We start from the raw sequence: 23,228 nt of genomic DNA on the forward strand, positions 1-23,228 counted from the left end.
CAACGGTCAACAGAACTGAGTCGGCCTGACTCAACTCTTATCCGTTCCTTACACGCAACTGCCCTGTGACCTGCGACGACGCACTGGAAGAGCGTTGACGCGGACGGAAAACAGGGGTGACGGGCAGACGGACGAACGCGAGGACGATCACCGCCGCGACCGCCGCCACCCACAGCACCGCACTCCCGGGCACCCGCCCGGCGTGCACGGCCACCCCCACCAGTACCCCGCCCAGCGAGGCCGCACCGATCAGGACCGTCACGGCCCGATGGGCGATCCCGAGCCGCCGCAGCCGGTGCCCGAGATGGTCCGGCCTGCCGCGCGTCACCGGCCACCGCGCCAGCCGCCGCGCGAGCACCACCAGCACGGCGTCCGCGCAGGCCACCGCCGTCAGCGCGTACAACACCCCGGCCCCGGCGCCGATTCCCTGCCCGGCCCGCACGAACACCGCCGCCGAGGCGATCACGAACCCGGTGAACAGGGACCCGCCCGCCCCGAGCGCGGCCCGCGCGGGGTGCCAGTTGTGCAGCAGGAACCCGGCGAGCGCGGCGGCCAGCACGCTCACCAGCACCGCGAGCCCGTCCATCAGCTCGGCCGCCGCGCAGGCCGCCACCCCGAACGCGGTCACCGCCCCCACCGTGCCCGCCACCCCGTCGGCGTGGTCCAGCCCCCGGAAGGCGGCGGTGACGGCGGTGATCCACCCCGCGGCGAGCACCCCGCCCGGCACGCCGGTCCACTCGTACGGCACCACGAGCGCCGCCGCCACGGCCGTACCGGCGAAGGGGACCCACCAGCGCAGCCGCCACAGATCGACGGCGAGCCCGAGCACGCCCACGCACGCGCCCGCCGCCAGCAGCCGCCCCACCCCGTTCCCGAGCGGCGCGACACCGGCCGCGTCCCCGCCGGCCGCGAGCAGGCCGGTGACCAGGCCGACGGCCACTCCCCCGGACAGCGGCACCGGGCGCCGCCGTCTGCGGTCGAGGATGCCCAGGCGCAGGGCGGGGACCCGCAGCACTCCCGTGAGAAGGGCGGAGAGCAGCAGGGCGGTGGCGGCGGCGGCGATCCCGTAGAGCACGGATATAAGTTAGGTGCGTATGGACCGATTTCGCGCGAATAACACGATCGGATCCTGGACGCCATCCGGGACGCCCGCGAGGGACGCCCGGTAGGCGACCCTCAGCGATTCAGATCACTCCGTGCCCGGCTACAGTGCGGCCGGGGATCGGGGTAGTCTCGTACGGACTGCATAAGTTACCGCTTAGTAATCTCGGGTAAGCCGTAGTGGAGCCCCCGAGGACACACCAGGAAACCCTCCCCAAACCCTCGCAGGCCCGAGGAGCCCCCATGCAACTCGCCGCGATCATCGTGTCGCTGGTCCTGACCGTGGTCGGCGTTGCGCTGCTCGCACGCGCGATCGGCCAGTTCGTCCGGTACTTCAAGCTGGGCCAGCCGGTCCCGGCCGGCACCCGGACCGACAACCCCTACCAGCGCAGTGTGACCCTGGTGCGGGAGTTCCTCGGCCACACCCGCATGAACCGGTGGGGCATCGTCGGCATCGCCCACTGGTTCGTCGCCATCGGCTTCCTGACGCTGCCGCCGACCCTCGCGCAGGCCTTCGGCCAGCTCTTCCAGGCCGACTGGGTGCTGCCGGTCCTGGGCGGCTTCCTGCCGTTCGAGATGTACATCGAGTTCATCGGCGTGATGACCGTGCTCGGCATCGCCGTACTCATCGTCATCCGGCTGCTGAGCCTGCCGTCCCGCCCGGGCCGCAAGTCCCGCTTCGCCGGCTCCAAGGCGGGCCAGGCGTACTTCGTCGAGTACGTCATCCTCACCATCGGCCTGGCCATCTACGTGCTGCGCGGCCTGGAGGGCGCCCTGCACCACGTCGACGCCTACGAGGCGTCGTACTTCGCCTCCTACCCGCTGGTCCTCGCCTTCGACAACCTCTCCGTCGGCACCCTGCAGAACCTGGTCTACCTGGTCGCCATGATCAAGATCGGGACCTCGTTCATCTGGATGATCGTGGTCTCGCTGACCCCCAACATGGGCGTGGCCTGGCACCGCTTCCTCGCCTTTCCCAACATCTGGTTCAAGCGCGAGGCCGACGGCGGCACCGCCCTGGGCGCCCTGCAGCCCATGACGAGCGGCGGCAAGCCCATCGACTTCACCGACCCCGGTGACGACGACGTCTTCGGCGTCTCCCAGGTCGAGCAGTTCTCCTGGAAGGGCCTGCTGGACTTCTCCACCTGCACCGAGTGCGGCCGCTGCCAGTCGCAGTGCCCCGCCTGGAACACCGGCAAGCCGCTCTCCCCCAAGCTCCTGATCATGTCCCTGCGCGACCACGCGCACGCCAAGGCGCCGTACCTGCTCGCGGGCGGCGGCAAGACCATGGAGGGCGAGGAGAAGGCGTCCGAGGAGCAGCTGGCCGGCGTCCCGGCCGCCGCCCTCGCCGAGGCCGAGCGCCCGCTGATCGGCACCGCCGAGCCCGTGTCCGACAGCGGCTTCGCCACGGGCGGCGTCATCGACCCCGACGTCCTGTGGTCCTGCACCACCTGCGGCGCCTGCGTCGAGCAGTGCCCCGTCGACATCGAGCACGTCGACCACATCGTCGACATGCGCCGCTACCAGGTCATGATCGAGTCCGCGTTCCCGTCCGAGGCGGGCACGATGCTCAAGAACCTGGAGAAGAAGGGCAACCCCTGGGGCCTGGCGAAGAAGCAGCGCCTGGAGTGGACCAAGGAGGTCGACTTCGAGGTCCCCGTCGTCGGCAAGGACATCGAGGACCTCTCCGAGGTCGAGTACCTGTACTGGGTCGGCTGCGCCGGCGCCCTGGAGGACCGCGCCAAGAAGACCACCAAGGCCTTCGCGGAGCTGCTGCACATCGCGGGCGTCAAGTTCGCGATCATGGGCGGCGACGAGAAGTGCACCGGTGACTCCGCGCGGCGCCTCGGCAACGAGCCCCTGTTCCAGGAGCTCGGCATGGAGAACGTCGCCACGCTGAACATGGCCTTCGGCGAGGAGACGGACGACGAGGGCAACGTCACGCCCGAGTCGAGGAAGCCCAAGTCGGCGAAGAAGATCGTCGCCACCTGCCCGCACTGCCTCAACACCCTCGGCAACGAGTACCCGCAGCTCGGCGGCGACTACGAGGTCATCCACCACACCCAGCTGCTCCAGCACCTGGTGGACGAGGGCAAGCTGATCCCGGTCACCCCGGTCGAGGGCCTCATCACCTACCACGACCCGTGCTACCTGGGCCGCCACAACAAGATCTACACGCCTCCGCGCGAGATCATCGGCAAGGTCCCGGGCCTGCGCAACGAGGAGATGCACCGCCACAAGGAGCGCGGCTTCTGCTGCGGCGCCGGCGGCGCGCGGATGTGGATGGAGGAGCGGATCGGCAAGCGCATCAACGACGAGCGCGTCGACGAGGCGCTGGCGCTGAACCCCGACATCGTCTCCACGGCCTGCCCGTTCTGCCTGGTCATGCTGACCGACTCGGTCAACGGCAAGAAGAACGATGGCAAGGCGAAGGAGTCCGTCCAGGTCGTCGACGTGGCCCAGCTGCTGCTGGAGTCCGTCAAGACCCCGGTCGACCCGGCGGGCGAGGAGGAGAACGAGGACGCCCCGGAGCCGGAGCCGGTGAAGTAACGCGCGCATACGCAGCACCGCCGCGGTGCACCAAGGGGCCGCCCGGGTGGGCGGCCCCTTGGTGTGTTCGGGGGCGCTGCGCGGTGGTGCGCGGGGCGGCTCGCTCGCGGCGCCGGAATTGGTCGAGCAATTGGCCGAACAGCGGTACAACCCTCCCCGCCCGTCACCGGTCTCATGATCGCCGGATGACCGAACCCCCGGTGAACCGCGGAAGGACTCCCGGCGAACCCGGACGGCCGCCCGGCACCTCATCGACTCCGGATGCCCGCCAGGCATCCCTCGCATGCCGCAGGGAGAACCCGCATGCACCGACACATGAGACTCGCCCTCGCCTCGGCCACCGCCGTCGCGCTCACGGGCGGTCTGCTCACCTTCGCCGCCTCGCCCGCGACGGCCGCCGACTCCACGCACGTCGCGCTGGCCGACTTCAACGGCGACGGCCGGGGCGACGTGGCCACCTCGGTCACCGGCGCCTACGTCGGCGGCAAGGCCCGCGCCGGCCAGTTCGCCGTCCTGTACGGCACCTCCACCGGCGTGTCGTCCGCCAAGCGCCACACCATCAGCCAGAACACCAAGGGCGTCCCCGGCGGCGCCGAGACCGACGACAACTTCGGCTACGACCACGCCTTCGCCGACTTCAACGGCGACGGCTACGACGACGTCGCCGTCTCCGCCCCCTACGAGGACCTCGGGAGCGACAAGGACGCCGGCCTGCTCAGCATCCTGTGGGGCTCGGCCTCCGGGATCACCGGCAAGAGCATCACCGTCGAGGACCCGACGCCCTCCGCCCACGACCTGTGGGGCAAGAACCTCGCCGCCGGCGACTTCGACGGCGACGGCAAGGCCGACCTGGCCGTCGGCACCGACCACGCCAAGATCCACGTCTTCAAGGGCGGCTTCACCACCGCGGGCACGTCCGGCGGCCGCTACACCATCACCCCGCCCATCATGGGCGCCGAGGTGGACGGCCCGCTGAACCTCACCGCCGGTGACGTCGACGGCGGCGCGACCGACCTGGTCGTCGACGGCTACGAGACCACCTCCGCGTACGGCTGGAACCGCAACTACTTCATCCCCGGCACCACCACCGGTCTGAAGGCGTCCGCGGCCAAGGCCCTCAAGCCCGGCGTCATCACCGCGATCGGCGACATCGACCAGGACGGCTTCGGCGACATCGTCAGCGGCGCCGGATGGGACTCCACACTCGAGGACGGCACACCGGTCCCCGACGCCGCCAAGGGCGGCAAGGTCTGGGTCACCCCCGGCTCGGCCTCCGGCCCGCGCACCGGCTCCGCCACCGGCATCACCCAGAACAGCGGCAACATCCCCGGCGCGTCGGAGAAGAACGACTACTTCGGGTACGAACTCGACCTCGGTGACATCAACGGGGACGCCTTCCTCGACCTTGTCATCGGCGTCGCCGGCGAGGACATCGAGTCCGAGGTCGACACCGGCATGGTCGTCATCCTCTACGGCACCGCGAACGGGCTGAGCACCACCTCCGGCGTCCAGTCCTTCCACCAGAACAACACGGGCGTCCCGGGCGGCAACGAGGACCACGACGGCTTCGGCCTGGACGTCAAGCTCGACGACGTGACCGGCGACGGCAGGGCCGACCTGATCGTCGGCTCCGCCGAGGACAAGGGCGACGGCGCGATGGTCTACATGCCGTCCAACGGCACGAAGATCACCACGAGCGGCTCCCGCTTCATCGCCCCGGACACCTCGGGCGTCTCCAGGTCGGGCACGCCGTACTTCGGCTCCAACTTCGCCGACTGACGGCCCCGCGCCTCCGTCCTCCGTAGGACCGGACCGACCCGCGACCCTACGGAGGACGGACACCGGGCCTGACGACCCCTTAGGGGATGTCACAGCTCGGCCGCAAACCCCCGCCCGAAAGCGGGGGTCCAGCACACGGCCGCCGCGGACCAGGTACGTTCGATGACGTGGCTGGATTCAGGATGGGACGCGGACGGAACAACAACGGCGCGCCGCACGGACAGCAGACGCCGCCGGCGCCGTCGTACGGCTACCCGCAGGCGCCGCAGCCGCCGACGTACGGAAACGGCGGCGGGGGCGGCAGCCCGTGGCCGCCTGCGCACGGCGGCCACGGCGGACCCGGTGGACCCGGTGGGTACGGCGGTCACGGCGAGCCCGAGTACTTCGGCGACGGCGCCCACCCCCACGGCGGCGCCCCGCACGATCCGTACGCGGCGAACAACCCGGGCCACACCCAGGCCTTCTCCATCGACGACCCCTACCACCAGGGCGAGACCTACCGCGCCGGCTCGGCCGCGCCGCCCGGACCGGTCGGTCCCCGGCTGCGCTGGAAGGACCTGCTGAAGGGCATCGTCCTGTCCCCCGCGCAGACCTTCCTCCAGATGCGCGACTACACGATGTGGGGCCCCGCCCTCATCGTCACCTTCCTCTACGGCCTGCTCGCCGTCTTCGGCTTCGACGGCGCCCGCGAGGACGCGATCAACGCCACGCTCTCCAACGCGGTCCCGATCGTCCTGACGACGGCCGTCGCGATGGTGATCAGCGCCTTCATCCTCGGCGTGGTCACCCACACCCTGGCCCGCCAGCTCGGCGGCGACGGGGCGTGGCAGCCCACGGTCGGCCTCTCCATGCAGATCATGTCCATCACGGACGCGCCCCGCCTGGTCTTCGCCATGTTCGCCGGCGGCGACGCGGCCTTCGTCCAGATGCTCGGCTGGGCCACCTGGGTCGCGGCCGGCGCCCTCCTCACGGTCATGGTCAGCCGCTCCCACGACCTGCGCTGGCCCAAGGCCCTGGGCGCGTCCGCGATCCAGCTGGTCGCCCTGCTGTCGATCGTGAAGCTGGGCACGTTCTGACCCACGCGCGGCACATGAGACGAGGGGCCCCCGCTCGTGGGGCCCCTCGTCTCATGTCCGGGAAGAAGCCTCTACGCCCCCTCACCCGCCCTCAGGCGTCGAGCACCTGCCCGTCCCGCCGCCCGACCGGCGGCTGAACGCTCCACGGGAAGTTGGCCGTCGTCGGCGATGGCCTGGGCGAGCTCGCGGACGGCGACGCCGAACTGCTCGTAGCTGAGGTTCTCGCGCACACCGCTCACACCTGCGTCCGGTGGAAGTTGAGGAACGACCGCGAGGCCGTCGGCCCCCGCTGCCCCTGGTAGCGCGAGCCGTACCGCTCACTGCCGTACGGGTGCTCGGCGGGCGAGGTGAGCCGGAACATACAGAGCTGCCCGATCTTCATACCGGGCCAGAGCTTGATCGGGAGCGTGGCGAGGTTGCTCAGCTCGAGGGTGACGTGCCCGGAGAACCCGGGGTCGATGAACCCGGCGGTGGAGTGGGTGACCAGCCCCAGCCGCCCCAGCGAGCTCTTCCCCTCGAGCCGCGAGGCGAGATCGTCGGGCAGCGTGATGACCTCATACGTGCTGGCCAGCACGAACTCCCCGGGGTGCAGGATGAACGGCTCGTCCCCCTCCGGCTCCACCAGCCGGGTCAGGTCCACCTGCTCGACGGAGGGATCGATGTGGGGGTACCGGTGATTCTCGAACACCCGGAAGTAACGGTCGAGGCGTACGTCGATGCTGGACGGCTGCACCATGGATGCGTCGTAGGGATCGATCCGCACCCGTCCGGCGTCGATCTCGGCCCGGATGTCCTTGTCTGAGAGAAGCACGCCCCGAGAATACGCAAGGCGCGCGCAGCGGCCACAACCGGCCGCCCCGCGCGCCCACGCCCTCTGTCTGTCTCCCCGTGCTACCGCTTCTGCAGGCTGACCGGCACGACACTGCGAAGCCGCGCACAGCGCGGACACCGCAGAAGCCGGCCGGGGCCGAGTCGCTCGGCCTGCTGCATCGGGAACGAGGCGGCGGTGAACACGTGCCCATCGGCACAGCGGACGACGGTGCGCTCCATCAAGTCCAAGAGTCCCTTCCCCAAGAGCCGCGTCTGGCTAACTGCCCTGACGACAAAAGCCACGTTACGGGATCAAAGGAACGACCCTCCAGGCGGCACCCCGCACGCGCGCCTCTGCTTCACGGTACGCCCCGACGACTGCCCCCCGCAGCCGCATCCTCGCCTGAAACACAGTCAGGCCCCCGGGGGTTGATACACCGGGGGCCAGGCATGAGGTAGAGTGAGCAAGCGTCCGGACACGGTCGGTGCGACGGGGTCTGGATCTTACGCGGGTGTAGTTTAATGGTAGAACATCAGCTTCCCAAGCTGAGAGCGCGAGTTCGATTCTCGTCACCCGCTCCACGCGAAACCCCCAGGCCAGAGGCCCGGGGGTTCTTTGTTGTCCAGACCGGCGAGCGGGGCGCCGCACCACAACCGCACCACTAGCCCGCCGACGGTTCCTCCCTGTGGTGCGCACGGTCGTCGGTGTGGTGCTTCGCACGCTCGGCGCGTACGAGGTCGTCCAGTCCGGCGGCGACCTCCCGTTGCCGCTCCTCGTCGGAGTGCTGATAGATCAACGCCGCCTTCTCGGAGGACTGGCCGGCGCGCACCATCGTGTCCCGGAGGGTGGCGCCCGAGCGGGTGGACAGGGTGTGTCCGGTGTGGCGGAGGTCGTAGAAGCGGAAGCCGTCCGGGAGACCGGCGACCGCACGGGCCCGTCGCCACTTCCGCCCGAAGGTCGTACGCCGGAAGGCCGCGCCCTTCTCCCCCACGAAGACCAGCCCGTCCGGGCCCTTCTCGGCGAACCAGTCGAGGTGACGCCTCACCTCCTTCCGGAGGAAGGGCGGCAGAACGACCACACGAGCACCCGCGTCGGACTTGGTCGGCCCCGGAGCCCGCTTGCCGTTGGTCCGCTCCGGCTCGGCGACGCGCACGCGGATCACGAGGTTGTCGACGTCGACGTCCCGACGGCGCAGGCCCGCCAGTTCCTCCGGTCGCATCGGACCGTAGGCGCCGAGGTAGACCATGAGCCGCCAGCGGATGCCGATCGCGTCGGCGAGCGCGTCGACCTGGGCGACGGTGGCGATGCGCCGTTCCGCCGCCGACTCCTTGCCCGCCCCTTTGATCCGGCACGGGTTACGCGTGATCAGGTCATCGTCGACGGCCGTCTCAAGGATGCCCTTGAGGAGGCGATACGCCTTGGCCACGGTGGTCTTGGCCTTGGTGGCGCGGAGCCGTTCGGCTCGCCACTCACGTACGCGAGGAGCCGTGATCTCGTCCAGGTCGAGCCCGCCGAACGTCGGGAGGATGTACAGGCGCAGCAGGTGCCGGTACAGATCCTCGGTCCGGACGGCCAACTCCCGCTCCTCGACCCACTTCTCGGCGTAGACACCGAAGTTGACCGCACCGGCGTCGGGAGCGCGCCAGTCCCCGCGGCTGAGATCCGCCTCGACCTGGGACAGCCAGATCTCGGCGTCCTTCTTGGTCGCGAAGGTCTCCTCAGCACGGACGCGCTCACCGTCGGGCCCGAGGTACGAAGCCGTCCACCGGCCGGACCGGTACTGCCGCACCGCGCCGAAGCGCCGACGCCTGCCCTTCTTGTTGGCCATCAGGCAGCCCTCCGCAGTCCGGCGCGACGGAGCCCCACCGGTTCCACGGTGTGGGCGGCGAGGTAGTCGCGAACGGCGCTCTCGGGGATGCGGACATGCCGGCCGACCTTCACGTACCGGATGCGCCGCTCCTCGATGAGCCGCCGCGCGAAGCGGACACCCGTACCGAGGCGTTCGGCGACCTGGTCCACGGTGAGGAGTCGCTCCACGGTCACCACTCCCCCTCTGCCCCGGCTCGGTCGCGGAGTGCTTCGCGGGCGGTCTCGCGGTTGAGCCGGATGTCCCGGGCGATGGTGGCGGCGAGGGCGGATTCTCCGGGGGTGTGGCCGTGTCCGGCGTACTGCCAGTCCGTCAGGACGAGGACGGTGTCCGGCTCGCGGTCGTCCAGGCCGAGGGCTCCGGCGTCCTGTGCGGCGCGGTAGTCGGCGCGTGCCTGGCGGAGGGCGCCGAGGGTGGTGGAGTAGTGGCGGGACTTCGAGGAGAAGTGGCCGCGGAAGCCGAGCATGTGCGCCCAGGCCCACAGGCGCCGTTCCGGATACAGCGGGTCGAGGTCGCGGCAGGCGGTGATGAGGCAGCGGGTGTGGTCGGGCACGCTGTGGCGGTCGAGTTCGGAGAGTTCCCCGATGCGGCGGTCGAGGGTGCCGGTGTTCTCCGCTGCCTTGGTGGAGTACTTGGCGACGTACGAGGCGACGGCCTGTTCGGTGATGTCGGAGCCGTCCCCGAACGCCTTGACCGGCCGCACGTCGAGCTGTGTGCCCCAGCGGAACGTCCGGGCCGGCTGGTCCCCGGCGGGCGGGACGGAGACCGAGGTGTAGGAGTGTGCGGCTGCCGCACGGATCGCGTCGGCGAGGACCCCGACCGTGGCCCACGCGGGCAGCGGTGCTCCAGGGCCCTCCGGCCCGTCCAGCCGGAGCACGGCATGGAAGTGCAGGGCGCCCCGCTTCTGGAACTCGGCGACCTTGCCGTACGAGAGACGGAGGTGACCGGCGAGTTCCCGGCGGGGAAGGCCGCCGCGGGCGGCGAGTTCGCGGCGGAGCCGGGTGGTGAAGCGCTGCCAGAGCTGCCCGGCGTGGTTGTTGAAGAGGACGGCGCCCGCGTAGTCGTACGTCGCCGGGTCGAGGGCGGTGCCCAGCTCGGGCGCGTCGGGGGTGTGGCGGGTGCCGCAGCGGCAGACGCCGTGATCGGGCCGGTTGTGGACCGGGCCGAACGAGGGTGCGGTGAGGGTGGCGAAGGCGCGCGGGTGATCGCGGACGGTGGTGGGGATATCGCGGCGGTCGTCACCGGCGAGGCCGGCGCGGATGAGGTGGTAGGTGTCGCCCGCGTAGGTCCAGGCGCAGGACGGGCAGCGGGAGGCGCGGCGGTTGCCGCAGGCGAGGCGGAGGCGTCCGCCGGGTTCATCGGCGGTGGTGTAGTGGTGCAGGGTCTCGCCGGTGGTCTTGTCCTTGTGGAGGGTCCAGCCGGTGAGGTGGACGGGGTCGGCGCAGCCGCCGGTGCGACGTATCTGGTCTTCCCATCGGGTGTAGTCATCGGCCGAGGCCACCCGCAGCAGGTCGCCGAGGGTGGTCGGGTCGAGCGGAGGTTCAGGCGCGGACAGGGCGCGGTGCGCCATGCTGGGTGCTTCCTTCCGGTTGAGAGATCGGACAGGGACGGCTCCCGGGCGGCGGATGCTTGGCGGTATCGAGGCCGCCCGGGGGCCGGTCAGCGACGCTTGGCGTCGGCGTGGACGAGGGAGCGGATCACCAGGGCGCACACGGCGACGGAGGCGCCGGTGATGGCGACGGCCAGGAGCAGGGAGACCAGGACGGCGCCGACGACCAGGACGACGGCCGTGCCGCCGCCGACGAGGGCGAGCGCGGTGCCGGGGGTGAGCTGCACTGTGGGCCGGGCGGGGGCCGGGGCGGGGACGGTGGCCGTCGGCGGGGTCGAAGTGCCGGGTGTGATCGTGGTCGGCTCGACGACGACAGGCGGGGTGACGGTGCCGGTGGGCTGGGGCATGGTCGGGAGCTTGGGTCGGAACATGAGCGGATCTCCTTTCGCGGGTTACTTGACGGCGGTGTCGATGAGCGGGGCCAGCACGCTGTCGGCGAGGAGGAAGCCGCCGAGGAGGAGCACGGCGATCAGCCACCAGGGCGGGCGGATGAGCTTGACGCCGAGCCAGCCGACGACGATCAGGGCGAGCCAGAGCGGGACGTCCATGGCGGTGGCCTCCTAGCGGACGCGGCAGCGGTGGGTGCGGGCGGCGAGCTGGGCGGCGGACTGGCTGGAGTAGTCGGCGGACCAGCCGCAGCCGTCGTTGCTGCACACGGCGGCGTGCTTGGTCTGGCCATTACGGTCGCGGTGGGTGCCGATCTGCACCGGGCCGATCCGCATCACGGAGTGGAAGAAGTCACGGGCGGGCATGTCAGTCGGTCTCCGTTCGGGTCAGGTTCGGGTCGGGGAAGGCCGCGCGGATCTCGGCGGCGGTGACCGGGTCGGCGGTGAGGCGGGCGGCCTCCTCGGCGAGCAGGTAGGCGAGGAAGGGCCGGTTCGCGGCGGCCATCTCGCGGGCGGCGTCGAGGTGGTCGGCTGCGGTCAGGTCGGCCGGGTCGACGAGCACGAGGTGTCTCCCTTCGGGTCAGGCGAGCTGGGCGGCGATGGCGTCGGCCAGGTGTGGCGGGACGCCGAGGCGGGCGCGCAGGGTGTCGGTGTCGATCCGGGCCCCGGTGCGCTCGTGGTGGTCGGCGGCGACCTTGCGGGCGTGGTCGACCAGCGCGGCCGGGACCGGAACGGCCGCCGGCGGAGCGGGAGCGGAGTGGACGGGCGGGAGGGACGGGGCAGCGTCGGCGGAGTCGACCGGGGACGGCTCGGGTTCGACCTCGGGCACGAGGTCCGTCCCTGGCGCGGGGTCCGGCGAAGCCGAGGCGTGGCCAGCGGACGAGTGGGCGAGGAGCGTGCCGCCCATGAAGGCCAGGGCGGGCCAGGCGGCGACGAGGATGCGCAGCCAGGCCGGTACGTCGCCGAGGTCGAGGAGCCCGGCGGTGGCGACGTTGGCCCCGAGGGAGGCGACCAGTGCGATGAGGAACCAGCACCAGGCCAGCCGGGAGGGCCCATCCGTACGGAGCCGTCGCCAGGCGGCTACCAGGAGCAGGTCCACGGAGACCGGGTAGGCCCAGGCCTTCCATCCGTCCTGTCCAGCAGCGGCGGCGAGGTCGTGCAGGTGGGCGAAGGACAGTGCCCCGGCGATGACGGCCTGAACGAGCACGGCATCCACGCGGAAGGCGGGGCGGGACATGACGGCTCCTCCTGTGATCAGGCATGGCGGGGGTAGGGACCCGGCGCGAAGCGGTCGCGCCGACCGTGGGATGTGGAGAGGTCAGGCGGAGGCGGGTGCCGTCTTGGACAGCGGCACCCGGGCCGACGGCAGCGCGGCAACCGCAGGCCGGAACGCGGCTAGGGCCGGGAGTTCCGGGGTGCGGTCGGCGTGCTTGTTGCAGGTGTTCACGGCTTGCCGCAGCGAGGTGTGCGGGGCGCGGATGCGGTGCCAACCACCGGTGGAGTCGCCGGCGATGGCGAGCCCGCGCGTCTCGGCGGGGATCTGGATCGCGGCGAGGACGGCGTCCGGGGCGATGTCGCCGAAGGCCATGTTCGCCGAGGTTTCGTCGTTGACGCGGTGGGCGGTACGGCCGGTGAGCTGGGCGCGGAGCATGGTGATGCCCTTGCCGAGTTCAGAGCCGAAGCGCTGCCCGCAGATTTCCAGGTAGATGCCGGCCGCGCGGCCGAGCTGGGCGAGGCGGACCAGGGCGGTGATGATCCGGTCCCGCCGCTTCTCCTCCTCCTTGCTCGCGAAGAGGGCGAGTTCGGCGACCTCGTCGACCAGGACCACGACCGGCACCGGTCGCAGGTCTTCGGGCAGGTCCCAGATGTCGGCGGCGATCTCCGCATCCGGCACCGCGACGCTGACGCGCTGCTCAGCCCGGATGAGCTGATACACGCCCCCCATGTGGGACACCAGCGCCTCCAGCAACTCCAGCGCGGTGTCAGGGTTGTCGGCGAGCGCGGAGAACCGGCGCGCCAGCGGGAACAGCTCGACTCCCTGCTTGCAGTCGATGCCAACCAGCGCGACGTGCTGCGGGGCGAGCCCGGCGACGAGGTTGCGCTGGTAGACCGACTTCCCGGATTCAGTCGCTCCGAGGGTCAGCCCGTGCGGAACGGCACGGTAGTCGCGGTAGTGGACCGAACCGTCCTCCCGCAGCGCCACCGGAACCCGCATCGGACGAGTGTCGGTCTTGGCAGGCATTTGCACCCGCTTGAGCACGTCGTAGCCGGTCATCCGGATCTCGACCACGCCCGAGCGCAGCTCACGGGAGGTGACGCCGTACACCCCGAAGGAGTGGCGCAGCCGATCCGAGGCGGCGGCGACGTCGAAGGCGTCCTGACCGGGACGGAGCTTGAGCCGCAGAACCAGTCCGGTACGGGTGGGCCGTACCCGCAGGATGCGCGGTGCGCGGGACTCTGGCGCCGGGCGGTTGGTCATCCGGGCCAGTGCCAGGCGCCAGCGCGAGGGCGGGACCGTCAGGCCACAGGCGTCCATGACCGAGGCGTAGCGGACCAGGACCCGCAGAACAGCGAGGGCGACCCCGAAGGTCAGCCAGTACCAGGCGGGGCGCCGCCACCGCAGGAGACCCGCAGCGGCGACGACCACCAGCAGTAAGACCGTCGGCCACGTCATGGCTCAGGCCGCCTTCGAGGCCGAGTCGATGTCGACCAGCGACGTGACGGCGACCGCGCGGAAGGCGATCCCGTGCCGCTTCTGGCCGTTGAACTCGTTCTCCCACGGCCGGGCGACCAGGCCGGTGAGCGCGACCGGGGTACCCATGGCCAGCTCACCGGAGAAGCCGGTCTCCGGAACGGTGATGGACAGGATCTCCACCTCGTCGTTGGCCGCGAACATCACGTCGACCGTCATCAGCTTCACACCGGTCTCCATGTCAGTGGCGATCTCACCGGTACGGCGGTCCTTCACCTTGGGCTGCGGGGCCTTGGCGACCATCACGGTGGCACCGGACGTCTCCACGGGAATCTGACGCACAGCGATCACTCCTCTATAGATGCTGAACTCCGCCACTCATGTACATGAGTGATGAGAAGAAGAGTGCCTCACTCCTATACATGAGTCAACCCGCCGCGGCAGTGAAGTCGCGACGGGCTGCGGGGAGTTGAGCGTGCGTCAGTCGGCCGCGGGGATCCGGTACTCGAAAACGAACTGGTCAGCGGCCATGAGCGTGTCGCAGACCTCGACCACGAGACCGGCCGTCGTGCGAGCCTCACGGATCAGATGAACCACCGGCGCGCCGGGGCTGAGCGCCAGCTCGGTCGCCTCCGCCTTGGAGGCCGGTCGCGCTTGCAGCGTCTCGACGAACTCGGCGAACTCATGGCCGTGGTCTTCAAGTCGGGCGTAGATGCCCCCGCCGCCGGGGTTCTCGGCGAACAGTTCCGGGATCTCCTTGACGACGTCCCACGGGAGGTAGGAGGAGGCGGTCTCGACCGGGGTGCCGTTGCGGAAGTAGAGACGCCGACGCGCGAGCACCTGGGCGCCGACGGGAACACCGAGCCGCCGGGCAACGTCCTCGGGGGCCTCCATGGGCCCGATGTAGAGGACGCTCACCTTGGCCGTGGCACCGGACTGTGCCGACTCAGCGAGGTACGCAGCCTTGCCACCCTGCCGAAGGGACCGCCGGAACCGATCCGAGGAACGATGCCGCACCGGCGGCCGGTCCTTCACGATCGAGCCCTTGCCGTGCCGGGTCTCGACGAGCCCGCTCGCCCGCACCTCGACCATGGCCTTACGGATCGTGCCGCCCGAGACGCCGTAACGCTCCACCAGCTCCGACTCACTCGGCACCATGTCACCGGGCTTGAGCACGCCGGCCCGGATCTGCTGCACGATCTCATCGGCGATCTGCACGTACCGAGGCCCCGACCTGCCTCCCTCGACCGCAGTTCCCATAGCGTCTCTCCGCCTCCTATGCTCCTGTACATGAGTCAATCACAGGAAGCAACGCCCTCACCCCTGCACTCCGTATCCGTCGCCGGAGTCGTGGTGCGCGAGGACGGCCGCCTCCTGGCCATCCGCCGAGCCGACAACGGCACCTGGGAGCTCCCCGGCGGCGTACTCGAACTCGACGAAACCCCCGAGGCCGGCGTAGCCCGCGAGGTCCTGGAGGAGACCGGCATCCACGTCGAGGTGGACCAACTCACCGGCGTCTACAAGAACACCACCCGAGGCGTCGTCGCCCTGGTCTTCCGCTGCAAGCCCTCCGGCGGCACCGAACGCACATCGAGCGAGTCAACAGCCGTCTCCTGGCTCACCCCCGACGAGGTCAGCGAGCGCATGGCCGAGGTCTACGCGATCAGACTCCTGGACGCCTTGGACGGCAACGGCCCCCACGTACGAAGCCACGACGGCAAGCAACTGCTCAGCCGATGACAGAACCGAGTGGCGCACGTCGGCAGCCGAGGCATCTCACTCAACTGTCCAACGTCCACGACTTCCTCGATGAGGTACGACTTCGCCCCGTCATGTGGCTGCGCGGCGGCTCTCTTCAGCATCTCGACTCCCTGCTGATCGGCTACCGAGTCGCGATGGCCGTACACGGCATCGACGAGGACTTCGACTTCTGGAGCCCTGGAACTCAAGGCCCGTTCGCCGAGTGGCTGTGGCAGCGACTCGGTCAACACAGCTCCCTGGGATGGGCCGCCGAGATCGAGCGCGAAGCCGAAGCGACGGGCGTACCCGCGGTCGAGCTGTTCTTCAGCCTCCTCGATGAGTACCGAGCCGACCGCGACAGAGCCCTGTAGCCCCAGCGGGATAAGACTTTCCCTACTTCATCAAGGCCCGCGCACGGCGCGGGCGCGCGCCGCCTCTGCGGCGCGGCCTGCCTCCTGTCTACGCCCCGGCTGGCCGCGCCCGGCGGCGCGCTCGGCGGCTGCGGGCATGAAGTGGGAGACACCCTCTGTGGCTGGGGCGGTCGGCTCCACGGCTTTAGGCAGCCACTTTGGGGCGAGCCTCTAATATCATGGCCCCAACGTCGTGCTTTAACGGGCAGGTCCACAGACTGCCCGACGCGCCGGAAGCTTACGGGGCCATGACCACTCGCCCCAAAGCAGCTCCCGCCCAAAGCCGTTCCACCGACCTCGTCCGTAAGGCCTCAGCCGCCGATGAATGCGTCCCAACTGCTTCGCGACCACGCAAGAGAAGCCACAGGAGATACCGGCTGAACTCCAACTACGGGGTACGGAGGAAGCTCCTGCAGCACCGGAGGGGGAGGCGGCAGGGAAGGAACAGGAGTTATTGGGCCCCCCGCAGCTCCAGCCATCCAAGCAACCGATGCGCCGTGCTGATCTCGAAGATAGCCGTTGATCAGCTGCCCCACGTGCCGACCTCGACAGCTGATAATCCAATTGCCACGGATGTATGCGAGCGGCTCCCCACAAGGATTCCAGATAACACCCTGCTGAAGCCAAGCGCAAAAATAACCCGACCGGTCATAAATTGGATCCACTCACGCATCTCCACCTAAGCCGCTTGATCGCCCCTAGCCGTGCCGAAGACCGTCCAGCCTCACGTCCAGAGCAGCTTGAAATGCCGGATGAATAGTGAATCCCACAGTCGCCTCAAGATTGCTCACTCTCTCAGCGAACTCCGGGAATGTGCGAACGTAACGGACTGTACCTTGCCGACCCGTAGTACATCCGATGAATCCGATATTGTACAACAGGGACGCCAACGGCCCATACCACTCGGCCCAACTCCCTGCAGGGTTATTCCACATGGAAGAGGTCATGTAGTCCAGCCACTCAGCGCCCCTGAAGTAAGGATCGGCCAGCAAAAGGGCGGCATCATCGAGTCGTCTAGTGAACTCTTCACGCGACATTGGAACTACCGCACCATTGAATGCCGTGAAAACACGGTCAATGTCTGGATAGGACATCTTCCACTCGTCACGCAAGGCGAGTAGCCGCTTGTAGGAATAGGAGTCTTCTGCGTTCTTAATATCCTCCCATGAGACCCTTCCACTGCCCGAGGAGATGACAAATGTCTCATTGACGAAGGCAATGATGTCCCGCGGCCGCATTAGCGTTCTCGCCAACATGTAATCAAAAGCGTCCCCGCGCGTTGTGTTTCTGCGCGGCAGGACCTCAGATATAGAGTTATTCTGCGTGCCTTGTTTGGCGGAAGCGATGCGTAGCCGACTGCTGACAAGGTCACGCAGTTCAGCCGGCCCCCACCGCATGTGTAGGGAAAGTGAGCGGAACTTCTCTTCCTGACCCCCTGTCCTGTGCCCGAAGTCGAGGTTTTCGAAGATGTTGGTCCTCAGTGCAACGATTACTTTCAGGTTTCTGACACGATGCAAGTCGAGTACTGCTCTGAAAAGGCAGCGGATGAGGGCGTTCGCAATCTTCTCGTCGACCCAGTCTCGATCGAGGTCGTCGATAACTACGTACGTGAAGTTCTGGCGACTATCGAGGATATCCTCATCTAGGACCTTCAGCATTTTATTGAGACGGGCCATTTGCGTCTCATTGACGACGCGCTGAAATCGGTCAGTTAGCTCACGGCGGGTCTCCGTCGAGAAAGTGTCAGCCTGGCCTGCGCCAACCGTTGCTGTTGCGCTAGCCGCAGAATTTCCTGCAACCTTGAGGCTTCCTTTCGCCTCTTTATTGATTTTCTCTTCGAACTTCTCCGTGATTTCACGGACGCGCTCGTCGGCTTCTACCCAAAAACGGTCCTGGAATTCTTCCAAATAATCAAGGGCATGCCTCTTGCCCGGGTCCCGCTTAATCTTGTCGCGTAGTGAACTTAAAAAATTCATTTTGGCCGCGTAAGAATCGACCTTGTATCTGTGTCGAATGAGCTCGACCAGGAGAACGTGCTTCCAAAGAGCGATGAACAATGGATCGAGGCTAACCTCTAGTTCATCCAGGTAGCGCATCACTCCAAGATTGGTGATGTAGTTCAACGAAAGGTCTTCGGGCGCCACACGAACAACATGGTCGGAGTTTTCTTCCTCCAGCCTCTGCAGGAGGGCAGATTTCCCGCTTCCTGTTCGCGCGATTACGAAACAGCGCGGGTCCTCTTTCGAGGAAACTGTCCGGTAGTCGTCAGATTCGTAGAATGCTTCCATGAGCAGCGGATCTGCCTCCGCTTGCTCTCCGCCGATACTGAAGTTCGAACCACGGGCCCCACCAGACCGCATCCAGCCCCCCTCAAGGCATGACGAAGCTCACATCGTAACGCTGTTCTTGGCATCGAGTTAGGTGTTCGTACGGGCTCATTGCAGGATCAGGGAGCCACACAGTCCCTGACCCGAGCTCCTAGTCGGTGTTGGTTACTGGGCAGCACCGCTGACGGCAGTGACGGCAGTGCTGACGGCAACGACGACGGACGGCAGCAGAATCAACGGCCCAGTATGATGCCGGTGTAGGCCGATCGAGTGGACTTGCCAAGGTGTGCTGGCATCTTCTAAGCACTTGGCAGTCAACGCCACCTGGGCTGTCTACTGGGCCGTACGAGGTCAACCGACGCCGACCGCAACGACAGAAGCCCACGGCAGCTGAACTGGTCAGAGCCGTGGGCTTCTTCAGGCCCACTGGTCAGCGGGGGCGGTGATCAGTAGACCTGCCCTCCAGGCGGTGCCCGCGGCTGGCCGCAACGCGGAGCGTGTCCCGCAGAGCCCCGGTCAGGTCCTTCGCCAGGAGTCTCAGGTCGTCTTGGTCCGTGTGGGTATCGGCGAGGAGGTCTAATGCCTGGTGCAGGAGTTCGGCCGCCATGCCGAGTTGTACTGACTCGAGGTTGTCGGCCAAGCGGGACAAGTGGCCGTCGTTGTCATCGGTGCTGAGGAAGCACGGCTTGCCATCGGGCCCCGTCCAGGGGAGGAGCCGTAGCTCGTTCGACATCGTCATCCTTCCATCGGCCTCTCGTCGATCACGTATCGAGTGGTGAACACCGCGTCGGCGCGGTCTCCCGGGAGCACCAGGAGAGCCGCCTCGATCACGCGTCCAGCGGCGTCGGCCGTCTGGCGAGTGATGGCGAGGACTGCCAGGGCGGAACTGATCCGGAGAGTGGATGCCTCCTCCGACGTCGGAAGGCGAACGCTGATCTCCTCCCGGACTTCAGCCGGCGGCGGGCGGAGTTCCGTCAGGCGCGTCACCACTGCCTCGTACGGGAGTGACTCGCGGAGTACGGCGACCGGTGCCAGGTCCCAGGGGACGTAGATACGCGCCATGCTGTGTGGTCTCTCGTCCTCACGGCCGAGACAGAGGATTTCGGTCAGGGTGCTGCCAACCGGTGTCTTCAGCAGGGCCGCGAGATGTCCGCGGGCCCGGACCCTAGTGGTGTGGACGGTGATGCTCAGGGGTGCGAGATCCGGGATGTGCGTGTCCGGTGTTCGGTGCCCTCCGACGTACGTGATCCTGCGGACCGGACGGCGGACGAAGTTTCCCTTCCCGTGGACCTTCTCGATGAGGCCTTCCGTATGGAGCACGGCGAGGGCGTTCCGCAGCGTGGGCGTGCTGACCATGTAGCGCGCGGCCAGGTGTGCTTCAGAGGGCAGGCGTTCGCCAGGTTTGAGCCGACCGGTGGTGATTCGGTCCCGGAGGTCATCGGCGATGGCGTCGCGGCGCGAGGGCATGGGCGGGCTCACCGCCTTTCACTCGCCTGAGCCGGAGGGCCATGAGTCGGGTCCCGGCGTGGATGGTCAGCAGCTCGCCCGAGTCGAAGACAAGGCGTTTCGCTCCGCCGGGCAGCTGGAAGAGGTCGGTCACCCGGCACTGCTGACCGCCGACCTGAATGACGTCGCCGAGCTGCACGCTGGCCGAGGTGATCTCGACGGGGGACAGCACCGCGCCGCTGAGTGCCGTTGCCTTCACCGTGCTGCCTCTGTCGGGGGCGGGCAGTTGGCGATGGCGTGGCACGAGCAGGTGCAAGTTTCGTAGATGACCGGCACGTCTACCGGCGCTGTGAGCGGGGACGACTCCGCGCAGGCGTGGTGAGTGCCGATGCGGCAGGAGGTCGACCGGTAGGAGTCGGGTCCCGGTTGGGGGTTATGGGGTTGTGGGCGGGGTGGCATCAGTGGTCACCTGCCCACGCGTGCCAGGGGCCTGCGAGTGGAGCGGAGGTTGCGGGCGCCGAGTGGTGCCGTGTGCGGGCCTCGCTGGCCAGGACGTACGGGCGGACGAGTGCCGTCTCCTCGCCTGCGAGAACGCACGTGTGCTCGCGGTGTCGGCGCAGGTACAGCACCGCGCCGTGGGCGGCTTGCGGGGCGGCGGGCACTGGTCGCACAGGTGTTGCGGACCGGCGGTGCCTGCCCTTGTAGCGGTACCGCTCCCTGAGGCGCGAGGCGGTACGGCGGATACGATTGAACACGGTATTCAGCCCCTATCGCTGATGACCCGGTCCCCCGACATCGCCCGTCGTGGGGACCGTTCTGTGTACGACCGCCCACAGGGTGCGGTCGTTCGAACTGGTGGCGAGGAGGCCGAAGCGGTCTGCCGTTGCCACCGCGTCCAGGACCTCCCGCCACGACTCGGCGGAGAGTGGTTCCGGCACCTCCGCCTCGATGGCCGTGCAGTCGTCGCGCTCCTCCACGCGCGTGGCGAGCCCGACGGCCGATAACCGGGCGGCGATGGCCTCCGCGCGCTCCTTGGAAGCAGGCACAGGGCAGCCCTCCGGTTAGCGGCGATCACTTTGAGTGAAGCTAGTTAACTAGATTAGAGCTAGTGGACTAGATTTTCCATATGCCTGAGCAACCGCCCTACCTCCGCATCGCCGACGAGCTACGGCGGCGGATCGCGGAGCACGAGTGGGAGCCGGGGGACCGGCTCCCCTCCCGCGCCCAGTTCGCCGAGGAGTACGGCGTCGGCGACAACGTGGTGCGCCGCGCACAGGAGTTGCTGATCTCCCAAGGTGTGCTGGAGGGCCGCGCCGGTTCCGGTACCTACGTCGCCGAGCCACGGCAGCGCGTACGGGTGGTCCGGTCGTCGGCGCGTGAGCAGCCCAGCGGATCGCCGTTCCGGGCGGACATGAAGGCCGTTGGCAGGCAGGGCGACTGGGAGAGCCGGACCGAGGCCAAGGTTCCGGCGCCGGCAGAGGTCGCCACGCGGCTCGGTATCGCCGAGGGCGAGCCGTGCGTGCGGACCGCGTACGAGTTCCTCGCCGACGGCCGGCCGGTTCAGCTGTCGACGAGCTGGGAGCCGTACGACCTCACCGGTGGCACGCTTGTCGTGCTCCCCGAGGGAGGGCCGCACGCCGGGGCAGGGGTCGTGAACCGCATGGCGGAGATCGGCATCACCGTCAGCCATGCCGTGGAGCAACCGGAGCCGAGGCAGGCCACCGCCGAGGAGGCCTCACTTCTGGGGATTCAGAAGGGCTCACTCGTCACGCATATCCGGCGGACCTACTACAGCGACCAGGGGAGGCCCGTCGAGACCGCGGACATCGTCGTGCCCGTCGCGCTCTGCGAGATCGTCTACGAGATCCCGATCAACCGATAGCCGTGCGCGCGTGCTCCACCTCATGCCAGATGCGTGCCAGATCCTGCGGGAGACCACGGGGAACAACGGGGAACCAGGCGACCGCCCACCGGGCGCCGACGCAGCTTCACTACAGGTCAGCCCTTTAACAAGCCCGAAGTGCCCCGAGCTTCCCAAGTTGAAAGTCTGAGGCCCCAGAAGCTCGCGTTGGTAGGCGGGTAGGTCCGTCGCGCATGACCCACCAGAACCCAGCGGATCACCGGGCACACGCCGGGATACGCTCACGGCCTTGGCTTGGGTCAGCCACCTCAAATCCGGGGGGAATTATGGCGATTTCATTGCGTGGTTGTGTACCACTCAGAGTGACGAGCGCGACCTTCGTCGCTGTGCTGCTCGCTGGGGGAACGAGTGCCTGCGGAGAGGGCTCGGCGAGTAACTCTCCGAATCAGGGCTCGTCCAGGGTGACGCCCGCTACGGCCGTGGCGAAGGCGGCGGCGAACTCCGAGCGCATCACGTCGCTCCACTACCGGGTCACCGGGACCGTGCCGGATAAGGGCCGGCTGGAGGCCGAGGCATCCATGAACACGGAACCCCTGACCATGAGTATGAAGATGAACGCGACCGACCAGGGTGGAGACGGCCAGCTGGAGGTCCGGTTCGTCGACGAAGTGATGTACGTGAGCGGGAGTGCGATCGACTTCGAGAAGCTGGACGGCAAGAGCTGGTTCAGCGCCGACCCGGCTGTATGGGGAGGCAGCGCTGTGGACAACCAGTCCTACGGCATACTGCCGCGTCAGATCGAAGGCAACCCAGCCGTGCAGTCCACGATCCTGACCGCATCCAAGGACGTGCGAAGCATTGGGACGGAGACGATCGACGGGACCCGGACCACTCACTACAGGGGAACGGTCACCAGTAGCGGCATCGGCGCTGCCCGTGATGCTGCCGCCAGCGAGGCGGCTCGGGAGCGCCAGATCAACAGCCTTGATCAGTTCACAGCGCTAGGCATTGAGGGCACGCTCACCATGGATCTGTGGATCGGCGATGACAACCACACCAGGCAGTTCCGCATGCGGGGCGATACACACGCCACACGGAGCGGTGAGGGCAAGGCGCTGGAGTTCGTCGACGGCGAACCCCTCGACTTGACCTTCACCTTCCTTGACGTTAACCAGCCGGCGACCATCGAGGCACCACCGTCCGCAGACACCGTTGACCTCGGCGCGCAGGTGGACGAAACACAGGCAGGATGAGCAACACCCGGGAGGACTCGCCTGTCCCCCGCCGTCTCAGTTTCCGTCCCATTCGGCGCCGTTCACGACCGTTCAGGGATGACTCGCTAAAGGACGGCACGAGGGTGGGCCGGAAACGGGGAACCGTGAGCAGAAGACGCCACGTCGCCCGGGGCGTGCCGGGTGGTTACCGGATCTGGGAGAACCGGGGACGTCGTTGGTGGGGCGATCTCTACGAGTGTGTCCTGACGATCTCGTGGCCGAGCTCAACGGCCAGGCGGACTACGCACGGATCACTGCGCTGCCGAAGCGCTACCGGGCGCAGAAGCGGTAGGTGGCCT

General features: G+C 68.3%; 26 protein-coding genes, 1 tRNA gene and 2 pseudogenes. 9 read left to right on the forward strand and 20 right to left on the reverse strand.

Translation table 11 applies throughout. The annotated features are described in order from the left end of the window. Positions 1–37: 37 nt before the first annotated feature. On the reverse strand, positions 38–1,075 hold the full coding sequence (locus tag AC5L3C_RS17630) for an MraY family glycosyltransferase (protein WP_493649831.1): 1,038 nt from the start codon (positions 1,073–1,075) through the stop codon (positions 38–40). 269 nt (positions 1,076–1,344) lie between these two features. On the opposite strand from AC5L3C_RS17630, the gene AC5L3C_RS17635 reads away from it, so the two are divergent. From AC5L3C_RS17635 to AC5L3C_RS17645, 3 genes are all read left to right on the forward strand, one after another. Next, positions 1,345–3,651, forward strand: a complete 2,307-nt coding sequence (locus AC5L3C_RS17635) for a (Fe-S)-binding protein (RefSeq protein WP_493649832.1) — start codon at positions 1,345–1,347, stop codon at positions 3,649–3,651. 303 nt (positions 3,652–3,954) lie between these two features. Then, positions 3,955–5,430, forward strand: coding sequence for a VCBS repeat-containing protein (locus tag AC5L3C_RS17640; protein WP_493649833.1), 1,476 nt, complete (start codon positions 3,955–3,957; stop codon positions 5,428–5,430). A gap of 86 nt (positions 5,431–5,516) precedes the next feature. Beyond that, on the forward strand, positions 5,517–6,506 hold the full coding sequence (locus tag AC5L3C_RS17645; RefSeq protein WP_493649834.1) for a Yip1 family protein: 990 nt from the start codon (positions 5,517–5,519) through the stop codon (positions 6,504–6,506). Between the two features lie 146 nt (positions 6,507–6,652). Here AC5L3C_RS17645 and AC5L3C_RS17650 read toward each other — a convergent pair. Both AC5L3C_RS17650 and dcd read right to left on the reverse strand, forming a co-directional pair. Next, positions 6,653–6,745, reverse strand: a pseudogene (locus tag AC5L3C_RS17650) (phosphoribosyltransferase); the annotation flags it as partial. Then, positions 6,742–7,317 (reverse strand): dCTP deaminase, encoded by a 576-nt coding sequence (gene dcd / locus AC5L3C_RS17655; RefSeq protein ID WP_125505178.1) that lies wholly within the window; start codon positions 7,315–7,317, stop codon positions 6,742–6,744. The gene dcd and the pseudogene AC5L3C_RS17650, both read right to left, overlap by 4 nt. Positions 7,318–7,824: 507 nt before the next feature. Here dcd and AC5L3C_RS17660 point away from each other — a divergent pair. Next, positions 7,825–7,898: transfer RNA gene (locus tag AC5L3C_RS17660), tRNA-Gly, on the forward strand. 80 nt (positions 7,899–7,978) lie between these two features. Here the strand turns inward: AC5L3C_RS17660 and AC5L3C_RS17665 are convergent. The 11 genes from AC5L3C_RS17665 to AC5L3C_RS17715 form a co-directional block, all read right to left on the reverse strand. Beyond that, positions 7,979–9,145, reverse strand: coding sequence for a tyrosine-type recombinase/integrase (locus AC5L3C_RS17665; protein ID WP_493649835.1), 1,167 nt, complete (start codon positions 9,143–9,145; stop codon positions 7,979–7,981). After that, positions 9,145–9,363 (reverse strand): excisionase family DNA-binding protein, encoded by a 219-nt coding sequence (locus AC5L3C_RS17670; RefSeq protein ID WP_493649836.1) that lies wholly within the window; start codon positions 9,361–9,363, stop codon positions 9,145–9,147. The genes AC5L3C_RS17665 and AC5L3C_RS17670 overlap by 1 nt, the downstream gene beginning before the upstream one ends. Continuing rightward, positions 9,357–10,754, reverse strand: a complete 1,398-nt coding sequence (gene repSA / locus AC5L3C_RS17675; protein ID WP_493649837.1) for a replication initiator protein RepSA — start codon at positions 10,752–10,754, stop codon at positions 9,357–9,359. The genes AC5L3C_RS17670 and repSA overlap by 7 nt, the downstream gene beginning before the upstream one ends. 89 nt (positions 10,755–10,843) lie before the next feature. Then, positions 10,844–11,164, reverse strand: coding sequence for a SpdD-like protein (locus AC5L3C_RS17680; RefSeq protein ID WP_493649838.1), 321 nt, complete (start codon positions 11,162–11,164; stop codon positions 10,844–10,846). A 21-nt stretch (positions 11,165–11,185) separates the two neighbouring features. Beyond that, the gene (locus AC5L3C_RS17685; protein ID WP_493649839.1) at positions 11,186–11,341 is read right to left on the reverse strand and encodes a hypothetical protein; all 156 of its coding nucleotides are present in this window, start codon (positions 11,339–11,341) and stop codon (positions 11,186–11,188) included. A gap of 12 nt (positions 11,342–11,353) precedes the next feature. Beyond that, on the reverse strand, positions 11,354–11,545 hold the full coding sequence (locus AC5L3C_RS17690; protein WP_493649840.1) for a mobile element transfer protein: 192 nt from the start codon (positions 11,543–11,545) through the stop codon (positions 11,354–11,356). Position 11,546: 1 nt separating this feature from the next. Then, positions 11,547–11,741, reverse strand: coding sequence for a hypothetical protein (locus AC5L3C_RS17695; RefSeq protein ID WP_493649841.1), 195 nt, complete (start codon positions 11,739–11,741; stop codon positions 11,547–11,549). An 18-nt stretch (positions 11,742–11,759) separates the two neighbouring features. Next, a complete protein-coding gene (locus tag AC5L3C_RS17700) occupies positions 11,760–12,416 on the reverse strand; it encodes a DUF2637 domain-containing protein (RefSeq protein ID WP_493649842.1) in 657 nt (218 codons plus the stop codon). A gap of 81 nt (positions 12,417–12,497) precedes the next feature. Further along, entirely contained in the window at positions 12,498–13,853 is a 1,356-nt protein-coding gene (locus tag AC5L3C_RS17705; RefSeq protein ID WP_493649843.1) for an FtsK/SpoIIIE domain-containing protein, read from the reverse strand. 3 nt (positions 13,854–13,856) lie between these two features. Next, entirely contained in the window at positions 13,857–14,213 is a 357-nt protein-coding gene (locus AC5L3C_RS17710; protein ID WP_493649844.1) for an SCO3933 family regulatory protein, read from the reverse strand. A 138-nt stretch (positions 14,214–14,351) separates the two neighbouring features. Beyond that, positions 14,352–15,131: a GntR family transcriptional regulator gene (locus AC5L3C_RS17715; RefSeq protein ID WP_493649845.1), complete on the reverse strand. Its 780-nt coding sequence runs from the start codon at positions 15,129–15,131 to the stop codon at positions 14,352–14,354. Positions 15,132–15,149: 18 nt separating this feature from the next. Here AC5L3C_RS17715 and AC5L3C_RS17720 point away from each other — a divergent pair, with 18 nt between their 5' ends. After that, the gene (locus AC5L3C_RS17720; protein WP_493649846.1) at positions 15,150–15,611 is read left to right on the forward strand and encodes an NUDIX hydrolase; all 462 of its coding nucleotides are present in this window, start codon (positions 15,150–15,152) and stop codon (positions 15,609–15,611) included. Then, complete coding sequence (locus AC5L3C_RS17725) at positions 15,608–15,982, forward strand: hypothetical protein (protein ID WP_493649847.1); 375 nt, start codon at positions 15,608–15,610, stop codon at positions 15,980–15,982. The genes AC5L3C_RS17720 and AC5L3C_RS17725 overlap by 4 nt, the downstream gene beginning before the upstream one ends. A gap of 350 nt (positions 15,983–16,332) precedes the next feature. On the opposite strand, the gene AC5L3C_RS17730 is transcribed toward AC5L3C_RS17725, so the two are convergent. The 6 genes from AC5L3C_RS17730 to AC5L3C_RS17755 all read right to left on the reverse strand — a co-directional run bounded on the left by AC5L3C_RS17730 (position 16,333) and on the right by AC5L3C_RS17755 (position 20,840). Beyond that, entirely contained in the window at positions 16,333–16,686 is a 354-nt protein-coding gene (locus AC5L3C_RS17730) for a 4-fold beta flower protein (protein WP_493649848.1), read from the reverse strand. Between the two features lie 33 nt (positions 16,687–16,719). Then, entirely contained in the window at positions 16,720–18,381 is a 1,662-nt protein-coding gene (locus tag AC5L3C_RS17735) for a P-loop ATPase, Sll1717 family (RefSeq protein WP_493649849.1), read from the reverse strand. Between the two features lie 397 nt (positions 18,382–18,778). Continuing rightward, positions 18,779–19,087 carry a hypothetical protein gene (locus AC5L3C_RS17740; protein WP_493649850.1) on the reverse strand — a complete coding sequence of 103 codons (309 nt, stop codon included), beginning with the start codon at positions 19,085–19,087 and terminating at the stop codon, positions 18,779–18,781. Further along, positions 19,084–19,815 (reverse strand): GntR family transcriptional regulator, encoded by a 732-nt coding sequence (locus AC5L3C_RS17745; protein ID WP_493649851.1) that lies wholly within the window; start codon positions 19,813–19,815, stop codon positions 19,084–19,086. The genes AC5L3C_RS17740 and AC5L3C_RS17745 overlap by 4 nt, the downstream gene beginning before the upstream one ends. Next, entirely contained in the window at positions 19,784–20,110 is a 327-nt protein-coding gene (locus AC5L3C_RS17750; RefSeq protein WP_493649852.1) for a hypothetical protein, read from the reverse strand. Before AC5L3C_RS17750 ends, AC5L3C_RS17745 begins: the two co-directional genes overlap by 32 nt. Before the next feature lie 451 nt (positions 20,111–20,561). Further along, positions 20,562–20,840 (reverse strand): hypothetical protein, encoded by a 279-nt coding sequence (locus tag AC5L3C_RS17755; RefSeq protein WP_493649853.1) that lies wholly within the window; start codon positions 20,838–20,840, stop codon positions 20,562–20,564. Between the two features lie 80 nt (positions 20,841–20,920). Here AC5L3C_RS17755 and AC5L3C_RS17760 point away from each other — a divergent pair, with 80 nt between their 5' ends. The 3 genes and pseudogenes from AC5L3C_RS17760 to AC5L3C_RS17770 all read left to right on the forward strand — a co-directional run bounded on the left by AC5L3C_RS17760 (position 20,921) and on the right by AC5L3C_RS17770 (position 23,221). Beyond that, the gene (locus AC5L3C_RS17760; RefSeq protein WP_493649854.1) at positions 20,921–21,676 is read left to right on the forward strand and encodes a GntR family transcriptional regulator; all 756 of its coding nucleotides are present in this window, start codon (positions 20,921–20,923) and stop codon (positions 21,674–21,676) included. Positions 21,677–21,981: 305 nt separating this feature from the next. Continuing rightward, positions 21,982–22,908 (forward strand): SCO4651 family lipoprotein, encoded by a 927-nt coding sequence (locus tag AC5L3C_RS17765; RefSeq protein WP_493649855.1) that lies wholly within the window; start codon positions 21,982–21,984, stop codon positions 22,906–22,908. A gap of 125 nt (positions 22,909–23,033) precedes the next feature. Continuing rightward, positions 23,034–23,221: pseudogene (locus AC5L3C_RS17770) on the forward strand (hypothetical protein). The last annotated feature ends 7 nt before the right edge of the window (positions 23,222–23,228 follow it).

This window comes from Streptomyces speibonae, from assembly GCF_984686075.1.